At 66.0% G+C, this 12971-nt stretch carries 16 protein-coding genes; 7 read left to right on the top strand and 9 right to left on the bottom strand.

The features are described 5' to 3' along the window. Positions 1-99: 99 nt before the first annotated feature. Positions 100-615 carry a homogentisate 1,2-dioxygenase gene (locus tag BM052_RS16535; protein ID WP_091148675.1) on the top strand — a complete coding sequence of 172 codons (516 nt, stop codon included), beginning with the start codon at positions 100-102 and terminating at the stop codon, positions 613-615. A gap of 7 nt (positions 616-622) precedes the next feature. After that, a complete protein-coding gene (locus tag BM052_RS16530) occupies positions 623-1609 on the top strand; it encodes a cytochrome-c peroxidase (protein WP_091148673.1) in 987 nt (328 codons plus the stop codon). Between the two features lie 37 nt (positions 1610-1646). Here BM052_RS16530 and BM052_RS16525 read toward each other — a convergent pair whose 3' ends face one another. From BM052_RS16525 to sdhC, 4 genes are all read right to left on the bottom strand, one after another. Next, the gene (locus BM052_RS16525; RefSeq protein WP_091148671.1) at positions 1647-2804 is read right to left on the bottom strand and encodes an acyl-CoA dehydrogenase family protein; all 1158 of its coding nucleotides are present in this window, start codon (positions 2802-2804) and stop codon (positions 1647-1649) included. A gap of 156 nt (positions 2805-2960) precedes the next feature. Next, positions 2961-4781 (bottom strand): succinate dehydrogenase flavoprotein subunit, encoded by a 1821-nt coding sequence (gene sdhA, locus BM052_RS16520; RefSeq protein ID WP_091148670.1) that lies wholly within the window; start codon positions 4779-4781, stop codon positions 2961-2963. Continuing rightward, positions 4781-5167 (bottom strand): succinate dehydrogenase, hydrophobic membrane anchor protein, encoded by a 387-nt coding sequence (gene sdhD, locus BM052_RS16515; RefSeq protein WP_091148669.1) that lies wholly within the window; start codon positions 5165-5167, stop codon positions 4781-4783. The genes sdhA and sdhD overlap by 1 nt, the downstream gene beginning before the upstream one ends. Positions 5168-5180: 13 nt before the next feature. Then, entirely contained in the window at positions 5181-5576 is a 396-nt protein-coding gene (gene sdhC / locus BM052_RS16510; protein ID WP_091148667.1) for a succinate dehydrogenase, cytochrome b556 subunit, read from the bottom strand. 147 nt (positions 5577-5723) lie between these two features. Between sdhC and bla the strand changes: the two genes are divergently transcribed. Beyond that, positions 5724-6668: a subclass B3 metallo-beta-lactamase gene (gene bla, locus BM052_RS16505; RefSeq protein WP_091148666.1), complete on the top strand. Its 945-nt coding sequence runs from the start codon at positions 5724-5726 to the stop codon at positions 6666-6668. Continuing rightward, positions 6665-7567 (top strand): 50S ribosomal protein L11 methyltransferase, encoded by a 903-nt coding sequence (locus BM052_RS16500; protein ID WP_091148664.1) that lies wholly within the window; start codon positions 6665-6667, stop codon positions 7565-7567. The genes bla and BM052_RS16500 overlap by 4 nt, the downstream gene beginning before the upstream one ends. Before the next feature lie 180 nt (positions 7568-7747). Here BM052_RS16500 and BM052_RS16495 read toward each other — a convergent pair whose 3' ends face one another. The 5 genes from BM052_RS16495 to hisB form a co-directional block, all read right to left on the bottom strand. Continuing rightward, on the bottom strand, positions 7748-7921 hold the full coding sequence (locus BM052_RS16495; RefSeq protein ID WP_091148712.1) for a PEP-CTERM sorting domain-containing protein: 174 nt from the start codon (positions 7919-7921) through the stop codon (positions 7748-7750). A 141-nt stretch (positions 7922-8062) separates the two neighbouring features. After that, on the bottom strand, positions 8063-8824 hold the full coding sequence (gene hisF / locus BM052_RS16490) for an imidazole glycerol phosphate synthase subunit HisF (RefSeq protein WP_091148663.1): 762 nt from the start codon (positions 8822-8824) through the stop codon (positions 8063-8065). After that, a complete protein-coding gene (hisA, locus tag BM052_RS16485; protein WP_091148661.1) occupies positions 8821-9549 on the bottom strand; it encodes a 1-(5-phosphoribosyl)-5-[(5-phosphoribosylamino)methylideneamino]imidazole-4-carboxamide isomerase in 729 nt (242 codons plus the stop codon). Before hisA ends, hisF begins: the two co-directional genes overlap by 4 nt. Positions 9550-9652: 103 nt before the next feature. After that, the gene (gene hisH, locus BM052_RS16480) at positions 9653-10282 is read right to left on the bottom strand and encodes an imidazole glycerol phosphate synthase subunit HisH (protein ID WP_091148660.1); all 630 of its coding nucleotides are present in this window, start codon (positions 10280-10282) and stop codon (positions 9653-9655) included. 10 nt (positions 10283-10292) lie between these two features. Further along, entirely contained in the window at positions 10293-10886 is a 594-nt protein-coding gene (gene hisB, locus BM052_RS16475; protein ID WP_091148658.1) for an imidazoleglycerol-phosphate dehydratase HisB, read from the bottom strand. A 228-nt stretch (positions 10887-11114) separates the two neighbouring features. Between hisB and BM052_RS16470 the strand changes: the two genes are divergently transcribed. The 3 genes from BM052_RS16470 (at position 11115) to gmk (ending at position 12844) form a co-directional block, all read left to right on the top strand. Next, positions 11115-11618, top strand: a complete 504-nt coding sequence (locus BM052_RS16470; RefSeq protein WP_091148657.1) for an SspB family protein — start codon at positions 11115-11117, stop codon at positions 11616-11618. Between the two features lie 53 nt (positions 11619-11671). Beyond that, positions 11672-12064, top strand: a complete 393-nt coding sequence (locus tag BM052_RS16465) for a hypothetical protein (protein ID WP_091148710.1) — start codon at positions 11672-11674, stop codon at positions 12062-12064. Positions 12065-12148: 84 nt separating this feature from the next. Continuing rightward, complete coding sequence (gmk, locus tag BM052_RS16460) at positions 12149-12844, top strand: guanylate kinase (RefSeq protein WP_369821551.1); 696 nt, start codon at positions 12149-12151, stop codon at positions 12842-12844. The last annotated feature ends 127 nt before the right edge of the window (positions 12845-12971 follow it).

Below are 12971 nucleotides of genomic sequence, written 5' to 3'. Positions count from 1 at the left end.
TTATGCGATCACCGGTCTGGCGACTCACTATATTTCTTTGTATATAGTTTGTCTCGAATCCCGAAAAGGGGGGTAATCAGTTTGCGATTGTCAGTGGCAATGGGGCTTGTCGCGCTCACCATGACGGTGCCGGGCGCGGATGTGCAGGCACTGGAAAACCAAGATCAATCCGCATGTCCGAACGGCGCGGCCGCCTTGCCTGCGGAACTCGCGGCATGGCCGGACCGCACCGGATTGAAAGCGGGAACCGATTTCTCCAAACTCGGGGGTGCGCGGATTGCCCCCGGCCATGCGATCGATGCCGGCCTTTCTCCCACGCCCGATATCCGCTATGCTTTTCGACCTGAAAAGCCGGGCGGATCGGTCAGTTTCGGCGGCCTCTATGCATTGAACATCAAGGAACCGGGAACCTATCGGATCGCGCTGGGATCGGCGGCCTGGATCGATCTGGCGCATGGCGGCAAGGCCGTCCCCTCCAGCGCGCATGGCCATGGTCCGGATTGCTCGGGCATTCGCAAGATGGTGGACTTCGCTCTCACACCGGGGCGCTATGTCCTGCAGATCTCGGCGAATGCTTCGAACAGCATGCCGCTGCTCGTAACCCGACTTCCCTGACCGGCGCATGAAACGCTGCATTGCGGTTCTTGCCGGTATCGCCGTCGTGCTCTTCGGTATCGCGGCGGCGGCTGGAACCTTGCACGGCAATCCGCCGGTCCCAACGGACAATCCGATGATGCGGGACAAGGTCGAGTTGGGCCGCCGGCTGTTCTACGATGCCGATCTTTCCGTGAACGGCACCATGTCCTGCGCTACCTGCCACGAGCAGAAGCACGGCTTTGCCGACGGCAACCGCGCGCATCCTGGCGCGCTCGACGATCCCGGACGTCGCAATGTGCCGGGCCTTGCCAATGTCGCGTGGTTTCCCAGACTGACCTGGGCCGATCCGCGCCAGACCAGCCTGGAAGCGCAGATCGCCGTACCGGTGTTTGGCGAACATCCGATCGAGATGGGCATGAAAGACCACGAGGCCGAGATCGCCCGGCGGCTGGAGCGCGATCCCTGCTATGTCGAGATGTTCCGCCGCGCCTTCCCCGGCGATCGCGGCATGATCGACTATCTCCATGTCGCCAAGGCGATTGCCGCCTTCGAGCGAACCCTGGTCTCGCGGGACTCACCCTACGATCGGTTCGTTCGCGGCAACGTCGACGCGATGACACCGCTGGCTCGGCAAGGTCTGCAGATCTTCCAGCGGGATTGCGCTTCCTGCCATGCCGGCCCCGATTTGACCGACGCAGCCTATCACCGGATCGCGCCGGAGAATGTGCCGCCGTCCACCGATGCCGGCCTCGCCGAAGTCTCGGGCGACCGTTCCGACACAGGCAAGTTCCGCACGCCGAGCTTGCGCAACCTCGGCGTGACAGCGCCCTACCTGCACGACGGTTCGGCCACCACGATCAGCGATGCCATCCAGGCGCACGCAGCCTTCGCCGCGATACGGACATCCGATGTCGACACGCTCGGGGCATTCATGGAAACGCTGACGGATCAGAGCTTTCTTGCCGAACCCGGCCTTGCTCTTCCAAACCAAGCCTGCGGCAGGCCACTCTGATCGCGACGGCAGCACGGCGATCCAGGCCTGAGCGTGCTCAGCCGGCGCCGATGAGTTCCCGCCCGATCAGCATGCGGCGGATCTCGTTGGTGCCCGCGCCGATATCCAGCAGCTTGGCATCGCGCAAATAGCGCTCGACCGGCCAGTCCTTGGTATACCCGGCGCCGCCCAGCGCCTGCACGGCCTCTCCCGCGACGCGAAAGGCGCTTTCGCTGGCGAGCAGGATCGCGCCGGCGGCGTCGAAGCGTGTGGTCCGTCCGGCATCGCAGGCCCGGGCCACCGCATAGACATAGGCACGCGCCGATTGCAGCGCGACGTACATGTCCGCGACCTTGGCCTGCATCAGCTGGAATCCGCCGATGGGCCGGCCGAACTGCTTCCGCTCGCGAACATAGGGAATCACCGTGTCGAGGCAGGCCTGCATGATCCCCAGCTGCAGCCCGGCCAGCACCACCCGCTCATAGTCGAGCCCACTCATCAGCACGCCCACGCCGCCGTGCAGCGGGCCCATGACGTTTTCTTCCGGCACGAAGCAATCGTCGAACACCAGCTCGCACGTGGGCGAGCCGCGCATGCCCATCTTGTCGATCTTCTGGCCGATCGAGAATCCCGCCATGCCTTTCTCGATCAGGAAGGCGGTGATCCCTTTCGAGCCTTCTCCGGTCCTAGCGTAGACCACCAGGGTATCGGCATAAGTCCCGTTGGTGATCCAGAACTTGGTGCCGTCGAGGCGGAAGCCGCCGGCAACCCCATCGGCCTTCAGCTTCATGCCCACCACGTCCGAGCCCGCCCCCGCCTCCGACATCGCGAGGCTGCCGAGATGTTCGCCCGAGATCAGCCGGGGAAGGTACTTGGCCTTCTGCGCATCGCTGCCCCAGCGGCGGATCTGGTTGACGCACAAGTTCGAATGCGCCCCATAGCTGAGGCCCACCGAGGCCGAGACGCGGCTGACCTCCTCCACGGCGATGACGTGTTCAAGATAGCCGAGGCCGATACCGCCCCATTCCTCCTCCACGGTAATCCCGTGCAGCCCCAGTTCGCCCATCGCCGGCCACAGCGCGCGCGGGAACCAGTCCTCGGCATCGACCCTGGCGGCCAGCGGCGCGATCCGCTCGTCGGCAAAGCGCGACACGGTCTCGCGGATCATTTCCGCGGATTCGCCCAGCGCGAAATCGAATGGGGGGGTGGCGCGCATCGCATGTCCTTCCCTGGCTGCCGTCCTCTGCTCCAGACATGTCTAGAGTAAGATCGATGCAGAGCGAAGACGTAATGTTGCCGACAGGGAGACGATAATTACCTTGCAGGACCATGATGCGAGGCCAAGGCGCCGGACACGCTTGGCCTCGCCGCCTCAATAGACCCGCGCCTTCGGCTTGATGTACTCCACATCGTCCGTCAGCGTGTATTCGTGCACCGGGCGGTAGTCCAGGCGCACTTCGCCGCCCTTGCCGCCCCAGCCGTTGAACCACGCGGCGGTGTGCTTCATCCAGTTCGTGTCGTCGCGGCTCGGGAAGTCCTCGTGCGCGTGGGCGCCGCGGCTTTCCTTGCGGTTCTGGGCGCCGTGCAGGGTGACGCTGGCCTGCGAGATGAGGTTGTCCAGCTCCATCGTCTCGATGAGGTCGGAGTTCCAGATCAGGCCGCGATCGGACACGTTGATGTCCTGCATGCGCGCATAAGTCCTGGCGAGCTTGTCCTTGCCTTCGACCATAAGCTCGTCGGTGCGGAATACGGCGGCATGCTGCGACATCGTGCGCTGCATCTCGACGCGGACCTCGGCCGTGGGCGAGCCGCCCTTCGCATTACGGAAATGATCGAGGCGGGTAAGCGCCAGGTCGGCCGAATCCTTCGGCAGTTCGGGCTGCTTGGCGCCGGGTTCGAGCAGTTCCTTGAGACGGTGGCCGGTGGCGCGGCCGAACACCACGAGGTCGATCAGCGAGTTCGAGCCGAGGCGGTTGGCGCCGTGAACCGAAACGCAGGCCGCCTCGCCAACCGCGAACAGGCCAGGGACGACCGTTTCCGGATTGCCGTCTGCCCCGATGGTGACGACTTCGCCGTGGTAGTTCGTCGGAATGCCGCCCATGTTGTAGTGGACGGTGGGGACCACCGGCAGCGGCTGGCGGGTCAGGTCGACGCCGGCGAAGATCTTGCCGCTTTCGGTAATGCCCGGCAGGCGCTCGGCCAGCACCTTGGGATCGATGTGATCGAGGTGCAGGTAGATATGGTCCTTGTTCGGGCCGACGCCGCGACCTTCACGGATTTCCATGGCCATCGAGCGGCTGACGACATCGCGCGAGGCGAGGTCCTTCGCGGAGGGCGCATAGCGTTCCATGAAACGCTCGCCCTCGGAATTGGTGAGGTAGCCGCCCTCCCCGCGCGCGCCTTCGGTGATGAGCACGCCGGCGCCGTAGATGCCGGTGGGGTGGAACTGCACGAACTCCATGTCCTGCAGCGGCAGCCCCGCGCGCAGCACCATGCCGCCGCCGTCGCCAGTGCAGGTATGCGCCGAAGTGGCGGTGAAGTAGCAGCGCCCGTAGCCGCCGGTCGCCAGCACCACGGCCTGCGAGCGGAAGCGGTGGATCGAGCCGTCGTCAAGGCACAGCGCGATCACGCCGACGCACTTGCCGCCTTCCATGATGAGATCGATCGCGAAGTATTCGATGTAGAAGTCCGCGGCGTACTTCAGGCTCTGCTGGTAGAGCGCGTGCAGCATGGCATGGCCAGTACGGTCCGCCGCCGCGCAAGTGCGCTGCACCGGCGGGCCTTCACCCATGTTCTGCATGTGGCCGCCGAACGGGCGCTGATAGATCGTGCCGTCGGCATTGCGGCTGAAGGGCACGCCGGCGTGCTCCAGTTCGTAGACCGCCTGCGGGGCTTCGCGCACCATGTATTCGATGGCGTCCTGGTCGCCCAGCCAGTCGGACCCCTTGACGGTGTCGTACATGTGCCAGGTCCAGTGATCGGGCGTGTTGTTGCACAGCGAAGCCGCGATGCCGCCCTGCGCCGCCACCGTGTGCGACCGCGTCGGGAAGACCTTGGTGATGCACGCGGTCTTCAGGCCGGCTTCGGCCGAGCCCATCGTCGCGCGCAGGCCCGAGCCGCCGGCGCCGACGACGACGGTATCATAAGTGTGATCGATGATCTTGTAGGCAGGGCCCGAGGAATTTTGGGACATCAGGCGTGGGCTCCCAGCGCGAGGCGGACGACGCAGAAGACGCCGAAGGCGGCGCCGGCGAAGGCGGCAAGGTTCAGCGCGGCGATGCAGGCGAACTTGTTGCCATGTTCGTGAACATAGTCCTCGATCAGCACTTGCAGGCCGAGCCGAGCGTGCCAGAACGTGGAGACGACGAGCAGCGCCATCGCCGTGGCCGGAATCGGCCGGGCGATCCATTCGGCGACGGAGGCATAGCCGAAGTCGGGCAGAAGCACGAGCGAGACCGCCAGCCACAGCACCAGCAGCAGGTTGCCGATGGCGGTGAAGCGCTGGAGCAGCCAGTGGTGCGCGCCCGTCTTCGCCGAGCCGAGGCCGCGCACGCGGCCGATCGAAGTTCCGTTACCCATGTTTCCCTTACCTTCAGCGAAGCAGCAGCAGCGCCCAGAACGCGGCGGTGAGCGCCACGCCCAGGATCGGCGAGAGGATCGACCAGAAGCGGTTGGTGTTCAACTCGAAGCCGGCGCCAACGTCCAGCGCGAAGTGCCTGAGGCCGCTCATCATATGCGTGAAGAAAGCCCAGGAAATACCGACCAGGACGATATAGCCGACCGGCGTCGTCATCGCCCAGGCGAAAGTCTCGTAGGACTTGGGGCCGCCGGCGAGAGCGCCAAGCCACCACAGCAGCACACCGAGCCCGGCGAAGGCCATGCCGTCACCGGTCAAGCGGTGCAGGATCGAAACGAACATGTGCGGGCCCCAGCGCCAGATCTGGAGGTGGGGCGAAAGCGGTCGGTTCCTGGTGCTAGCGGTTGCCATGCTCTTGCGAATCCCTTGCCTGCGGCAGCGCGGCAGACTGCCCTCGTCGAAGTCCCCTTAGCCAAATCGCCGACTGGTGCAAGTTCCGCAACGCGAGATCGTGCGGCACTGCTGGCCTATCTTGCCGGCCAGGACTAAAGCGGAGACATGACTCGCATATTCCGGACCATGTTCCTGGCCGCCTTGCTGACCGCGGGGCCCACGGCGGCCGACACCACTCCGCCCCCTGCCCCAACCGCTGCCCCGACCCCCGCCCCAGCCGCCGCCCCGCCTTCCAGCCGGCAGCTTGCGGAAGCCTGCGCTGGCCATGACGGATGGTCCGACCCGGCGCCGCCCGCGCAGATATTCGGCAATACATGGTATGTCGGCACCTGCGGCATCACGGCGATCCTGATTACCGGGGACGACGGCCACGTGCTGATCGACGGCGGCCCGGCCGAGGCGGCTGGACTGGTGCTGGACAATATCCGCAAGCTGGGCTTCCGGCCCGAGGACGTGCGCTGGATCGTCTCCAGCCACGAGCATTTCGACCATGTCGGCGCGCTGGCCGCGCTGCGGCGCGCGACAGGCGCCAAAGTCGCCGCGCTCGTCCCGGCGGCGGCGGTCCTGCGATCCGGGCAGCCAGACCCCGCCGATCCGCAATACGGCTCCATCCACGGGTTCGAGCCCACTGTGGTCGACCGCGTACTGGCCGAGGGCAACAGCCTCGTTGTCGGGCGCATCGCCATCACCGTCCACGCCACCCCCGTCCATGCCCCCGGCTCGACCAGCTGGACCTGGCAGTCCTGCACCCCGGACTTCAGCTGCCGGATGATCGCCTATGCCGACAGCGCGTCCACGATCTCGGCCGACGCCTACCGTTTTTCCGACCACCGGGACCGCATCGCCCAGGTACGCCTGGGCCTGGTGCGAATCGGCGCACTTCCGTGCGACCTGCTGCTGACGCCGCACCCGGCCGCCAGCGACATGATGGATCGCTTCGCCGGCAAGGCCCCCCTCGTCAATGCCTCGGCCTGCCGCGACTATGCCGAAGCGGCGCGGCAGCGCTTCGCCGCCCGGCTCGATCTTGAAGCGACGGAACCGCGCCCGTGAGCTGGAAAATGACCGCCCTGGCGCCGCGCCCGGTGATCCAGGCCGCGCTGGTCGCGCACGAGGACGCGCTCGACTGGGATCCCGAGATCGTCCTGTCGGGCAGCGAGATCGCCGAGAATCGCCCCGAGGACTGGCGGCTGGAAGCCTGGCTCACCCACGAGCCGACACCAACCGACGAGGCGGCGATCGCCGCGCTGTTCGCCGGCGCGCCTCCGCGCTTCGAGATCGAGGAACTGCCCGAGGCGGACTGGCTGGTCGTAAGCCAGCAGGGACTCGAACCGATTCGCGCCGGTCGTTTCCATGTCCATACGCCCGATCATCCCGCCAGCGACGAGCCGGGCGTGATCGATTTCGCGATTCCCGCCAGCCAGGCCTTCGGCACCGGCCAGCATGCGACCACCGCCGGATGCCTTGCCATGCTCACCCATATGAAGGCGCGCGGCGTGATGGTGCGCAATTGCGCCGATATCGGCACCGGCACCGGGCTGCTGGCCTTCGCGGCGCTGGCGCTATGGCCGCGCGCGCTGGCGACCGCGAGCGACATCGACGCCGTCTGCCCCGGAGTCGTCGAAGCCAATGCCAAGGCCAACAACGTCGCCATGGGGCCGCGCGGCGGAGAGCTGGTGATGACGGTGGCCGATGGCATGGACCACCCGCTGCTCACCGCGCGCGGACCCTATGACCTCATCATGGCGAACATCCTGGCCGCCCCGCTCGTCGCGCTGGCGGCGGACTTCGGCGCGGCGCTGGTTCCAGGCGGGCACCTGCTGCTGGCCGGCTTGCTGGAGACGCAGGAAGCGGCAGTGCGTGCCGCCTGCCGCAAGGCGGGCATGCGACTGGCCGCGCGCATGGTCAACGGCGACTGGTCGATCCTGTGGCTGAGGAAACGGCGCGGCTAGAGCATTCTGAAGTCGGGTGGCATCACCGGACAACTCGCAAAATGCGGAAAACAAATAACAAATAGAGCGGGATCCGCCTCTGCCTGGGCACATCCCGCGCTAGAAAGTGCGAACCATGCCGCGCGCCCCGGGCCCATGGAAGGGCGAGGGCGTGGGTTCCGGTCAAGGGAACCTATCGAATCAGTCCTGGCTGTCCTTGGACGAGAACCGGCGGCCGACGATCACACCGACGATACCCATGCCCAGCAGGAACAAGCTGCTGGGTTCGGGAAGTGGCGTGCCTCCCGACGCATGAGCCGGGACAGCCACGAGGAGGGCCGGCACCATGGCCGGCAGATATCTGAGGAGGAGCAAGGGGATCTCCTGCGAATCGAGGCTTCGCATGAACGATCGACCGATCGCCGCACCGCGGCAAGGGCGGTTACGCGAGTGTCCCGATACGGATCAGATGGATCGCCGATCGTTTCCCTCGGGACTCCGCCTGTTCCCGGGAGCCTATCCCCGCGCGGGCAATCCGGCGGCGCGCAAGGCCGAATGCGCCTCTGCGATCGAATGCTTGCCGAAGTGGAAGATCGAGGCGGCCAGCACCGCGCTGGCGTGCCCCCGGGTGACACCGGCGACAAGGTGATCGAGCGTGCCGACCCCGCCCGAGGCGATCACCGGAACCGAAACCGCATCGGCGATCGCGCGCGTGAGCTCAAGGTCGTAGCCGTTCTGGGTGCCGTCGCCATCCATCGAGGTGACAAGCAGTTCTCCGGCCCCGTAAGCGGCCAGTTTCACCGCATGCTCCAGCGCGTCGATCCCGGTCGCCTTGCGGCCGCCGTGGGTGAAGATTTCCCACTTGCCCGGCGCCGTGCGCCGCGCATCGACCGAGGCGACGATACACTGAGAGCCGAATTTCCCGGCAATGTCCGCCACCACTTCCGGGCGCGAGACCGCGGCCGAATTGACCGCGACCTTGTCGGCCCCGGCCAGCAGCAGCGCCCGCGCGTCTTCCACCGTCCGCACCCCGCCGCCGACGGTGAGCGGCATGAAGCAGACCTCGGCGGTACGCTGGACGATATCGAGCAGGGTTCCGCGCCCTTCGTGGCTGGCCGAGATGTCGAGGAAACACAGCTCGTCCGCCCCAGCCGCATCATAGGCCCGCGCCTGTTCGACCGGATCGCCGGCATCCTTGAGGTCGACGAAGTTCACGCCCTTGACGACGCGGCCATTGGCAACGTCGAGACAGGGAATGACGCGGACGCGGACGGTCATGATTTCGCCGCCATCGCGATCGCGGCGGCAAGGTCAAGCCGCCCGTCGTAAAGCGCCCGCCCGGTAATCACGCCCTCAATCCCGTCCTGGGCATGGAGCGCCAGCATGCGGATGTCGTCCAGGCCCTTCACCCCGCCCGAGGCGATCACCGGCAGGTCGGTCCGGCGGGCCAGTTCCACGGTCGCATCGATGTTGCAGCCCTTGAGCAGGCCGTCGCGGCCGATGTCGGTGAACAGCAGGCTGGCGACGCCCGCGTCCTCGAACCGGCGCGCCATGTCGACGATCGAGACGTCCGACACTTCCGCCCAGCCCTCGGTCGCGACCATGCCGTCGCGCGCGTCCACCGCAACGACGATGCCGCCGGGATATTCGCGCGCCATGTCCTTGACGAACCGCGGGTCCTTGAGCGCGGCGGTGCCCATGACGATGCGCGACACCCCCAGATCGAACCAGCCCGCGACCGCCTCCGGCGTGCGGATGCCGCCGCCAAGCTGCACATGGCCGGGGAAGACCTCGATAATCGCCTCCACCGCCTCGCGGTTCTCGGCCCGTCCCGCGAAGGAGCCATCCAGATCGACGACGTGGAGGAACTGCGAGCCGGCTTCGGCGAACAGCAGGGCCTGCGCGGCCGGGTTGTCGCCATAGACGGTGGCCCGCGCCATGTCGCCTTCGGCAAGACGCACGACCTGGCCCTGCTTGAGGTCGATGGCGGGAAATACGATCATGCCAGGGCCGGCCCGGCGCAGAGGGTCATTGCGAAAATCTCCCATTCCAGATTCCCATCACCGGGATGGCGACGGAGTTTGGGATTGCGGGGCCGCGTGGCGATCACGGCTTCCACTCCAGAAACCGCGCCAACAGCGAAAGGCCGTAGGCCTGGCTCTTCTCCGGGTGGAACTGCACGCCCACCACGTTGTCCCGGCCCACCGCCGCGACCAAGCCGCCGCCGTGGTCGGTCATCGCCGCCACGGTGCGGCCATCCTCCGGCGCGAAGTGGTAGGAATGCAGGAAATAGGCCTCGCCCGGCTCGACCAGGCCGCAGGCCGGATCATTGCGGCCGAGCGCGACATCGTTCCAACCCATGTGCGGGATCTTGATGGCGGGATCGGTACGCTCGATCAGCCGCACTTCGCCCGCGATCCAGTCCAGGCCCTCGGTCACGCCATGTTCCAGCCCGCGCGTGGCGAGCAGTTGCATGCCGACGCAAATGCCCAGGAACGGCGCGCCGCCGACGTGGACGCGTTCGGTCATCGCCGCGACCATCCCGGGAATGCTCCAGAGCCCCTCAGCACAGGCCTTGAACGAGCCGACGCCGGGAAGGACGATGCGGTCCGCCGCGCGCACCACCTCGGGATCGGCCGTCACCGCCACATCGGGCGCGCCCGCCGCCTTGAGCGCGTTGGCAACCGAATGGAGGTTGCCGGCGCCGTAGTCGATCAAGGCCAGGACTTCCGCCATGCTGCGCGCCTCAGCCCCCGAGTTGGCCCTTGGTCGAAGGGATCGCCCCGCCCTTGCGCGGATCGCGTTCGACCGCACTGCGCATGGCGCGGGCAAAGCCCTTGAAGATCGCCTCGCAGACGTGATGGTTGTTGGTGCCGTAGAGCAGCTCGACGTGCAGCGTGATGCCCACCGCCTGGCCGATGGAATGGAACCAATGCTCGACCAGCTCGGTATCGAGCTCGCCCAGTTTCTCCTGGGTGAAATCGGCCTTCCACACGAAATAGGGCCGCCCGGAAATATCGAGCGCAACGCGCACGAGCGCCTCGTCCATCGGCGAATAGGCGGAACCGTAGCGGCCGATCCCCGCCTTGTCGCCCAGCGCCTGGGCTATGGCCTGGCCGATGGCGATGGCGCTGTCCTCGGTGGTGTGATGCTGGTCTACGTGCAGGTCGCCGACGATCCGGCAGCGGATGTCGATCAGCGAATGGCGCGAGAACTGCTCGATCATGTGATCGAGGAAGCCGATGCCGGTGGAGACGTCGTAAGTCCCGCAACCATCGAGGTTCACTTCGACGGAAATGTCGGTTTCATGAGTCTTGCGGGCGATCGAAGCGGTACGCATGGCAAGCGCCTATAGACCTGTGCGTGCGGGAATCAATCGCGCGCGGTCCATGCTTGGTCCATGCTTGGTCCATGCTTGGTCCATGCTTGGTCCATGCTCGGTCTGGGGCTCGCAAGCAGGCGTGCCTGGTGAACGCACGTCGATTTCCTTGGTAAAACGATCGAAACGACGTAAATTCACTGCCGTAACGGCTTGACCGTCCCTTGAACGATGCGCACCTAGGGCGCGATGAACGATACAACGCCAGACAGCCTGATCCCCTACGATGAAATCGTGCAGGAAGCCTTGCGCGCCGTGGTCGGGCGCGTGCTCGGCCAAGTGGAAGCCGCCAACGGCGTGCTTCCGGGAAGCCATCACTTCTATATAACCTTCAAGACCGCCGCCCCCGGCGTGAACATTCCGGCGGACCTGAAGGCCCGTTTTCCCGATGAGATGACGATCGTCCTGCAGAACAAGTTCTGGGATCTCTCGGTATCGGATCAAGGTTTCTCGGTCGGTCTCAGCTTCAACCAAATGCCGGCAAAACTGAACATTCCGTTCTCCGCGATCACCGCCTTCGTCGATCCGGCGGTCGACTTCGGCCTGCAGTTCCAGGCCATGGCCGACGATGGGGAAGATGAGATCGCAGGGCCCGTCGGCAACGACCAGGTGGATCGGGACCTGGCTTCGCGCGTCGTTCCCAGCGAAGACGGCTCGAACGTCGTCTCGGTGGATTTCGGCAAGAAGAAGTGACCGGGCCCAGCCCTGACGAATTTGGCCCCGACGAATCCGGCCCGGGGGACGATTTGCCCGCGAAGCAAGCCGGGAAAAAGGCCGGGACCCAGGCCCTGGCGGATCAATTGCACGGCCCCAGCCCCAACATCGCGACCAATCTCGCCATCGCCGACATTGCCCTGCGCGGCGGGTCCATCCTTGCCCGCCACGCGGTCGAACGGGCATTCCTCGGGCGCACTTACGCACCCAACAAGGCCCGCAAGATCCTGAAGGGCCGCACCTGGAGCGAAACCCTGGTACACGGCGCGCTCGCGCGCATGGCGCTGCGCTCCGTGCCCGGCGCCATCCTGGTCGGCGGGGCGCTCGTCGCCAAGACGCTCTATGACCGCGCCAAGGCGCGCGACGCCAAGCGCGAGGGCGAGGCCAGGCTCGATGACATGGCCAGGAAGGGCGAAGCGGACTGAACCGGCCGCTTCGACCGCTATTTTCCCACATGCCGCGAGTGGGTCCGGGTTGATTTGATCGGCCCGGCCCGCCATCGGGTATGCATGCCCAAGTCCGCCCCCTCGCCCGTTCCTTCGCAGGGCCCTTCGCCGGAAGCCACCGGCACGCTCGCCCGGCGCGGCCTGATGTTCATCATGTCCTCCCCCTCGGGCGCGGGCAAGACGACGATCTCGCGCATGCTGCTCGAGCATGATCCGCATATCTGCATCTCGGTTTCCGTGACGACCCGCCCGCCGCGCCCGGGCGAAGTTGACGGCAAGGACTATCACTTCGTCAGCCAGGCCGAATTCGATCGCATGGTGGGGGAGGAAGAATTCCTCGAATGGGCGCAAGTCTTCGGCCATTGCTACGGCACGCCCAAGGCGCAAGTGAAGGCCGGCCTCAAGGAGGGACTGGACTATCTCTTCGACATCGACTGGCAAGGCACCCAGCAGCTCTACCAGAAGCTGGAACGCGACGTGGTGCGCGTATTCCTGCTGCCCCCCAGCATCGATGAACTGCGCCGCCGCCTGACCGGGCGCGGCACCGACAGCCCCGAAGTGATCGCCGGACGCATGGAACGCGCCCGTTCGGAGATCAGCCACTGGGACGGCTACGACTATGTGGTGGTCAATGACGATATCCGGACCTGCTTCGAAAAAGTGACCAAGATCCTCGAGGCCGAACGGATGCGCCGCGCACGCCAGACCGGACTGATCGGCTTCGTGCGCGAACTCATGCGACCGGACGAGAATAGCTGAGACGCCATGTTCGCAGTAGGTAGCTCGTCTCCGGCATGCAGTATCGAGGGTTGACCTGTAACTGGTCCTATCCTCATGCATGGGAGACGAGCCGTGGAACATTCTATGGCATATGTTGCGATGGATA

This window comes from Novosphingobium sp. CF614, from assembly GCF_900113255.1.
Classification (GTDB): domain Bacteria; phylum Pseudomonadota; class Alphaproteobacteria; order Sphingomonadales; family Sphingomonadaceae; genus Novosphingobium.
This window is presented reverse-complemented; position numbering and strand designations above follow the sequence as displayed.

Bases quoted from the DNA above. Each gene is read 5' to 3' on its own strand.
- hisH (WP_091148660.1), bottom strand. From the start codon at position 10,282: ATGGCGGAAGTCCTGGCCTTGATCGACTACGGCGCCGGCAACCTCCAT.
- sdhD (WP_091148669.1), bottom strand. From the start codon at position 5,167: ATGGGTAACGGAACTTCGATCGGCCGCGTGCGCGGCCTCGGCTCGGCG.
- hisB (WP_091148658.1), bottom strand. From the start codon at position 10,886: ATGCGTACCGCTTCGATCGCCCGCAAGACTCATGAAACCGACATTTCC.
- BM052_RS16535 (WP_091148675.1), top strand. From the start codon at position 100: ATGGGGCTTGTCGCGCTCACCATGACGGTGCCGGGCGCGGATGTGCAG.
- bla (WP_091148666.1), top strand. From the start codon at position 5,724: ATGACTCGCATATTCCGGACCATGTTCCTGGCCGCCTTGCTGACCGCG.
- BM052_RS16525 (WP_091148671.1), bottom strand. From the start codon at position 2,804: ATGCGCGCCACCCCCCCATTCGATTTCGCGCTGGGCGAATCCGCGGAA.
- hisA (WP_091148661.1), bottom strand. From the start codon at position 9,549: ATGATCGTATTTCCCGCCATCGACCTCAAGCAGGGCCAGGTCGTGCGT.
- sdhA (WP_091148670.1), bottom strand. From the start codon at position 4,781: ATGTCCCAAAATTCCTCGGGCCCTGCCTACAAGATCATCGATCACACT.
- hisF (WP_091148663.1), bottom strand. From the start codon at position 8,824: ATGACCGTCCGCGTCCGCGTCATTCCCTGTCTCGACGTTGCCAATGGC.
- BM052_RS16470 (WP_091148657.1), top strand. From the start codon at position 11,115: ATGAACGATACAACGCCAGACAGCCTGATCCCCTACGATGAAATCGTG.
- gmk (WP_369821551.1), top strand. From the start codon at position 12,149: ATGCCCAAGTCCGCCCCCTCGCCCGTTCCTTCGCAGGGCCCTTCGCCG.
- sdhC (WP_091148667.1), bottom strand. From the start codon at position 5,576: ATGGCAACCGCTAGCACCAGGAACCGACCGCTTTCGCCCCACCTCCAG.
- BM052_RS16530 (WP_091148673.1), top strand. From the start codon at position 623: ATGAAACGCTGCATTGCGGTTCTTGCCGGTATCGCCGTCGTGCTCTTC.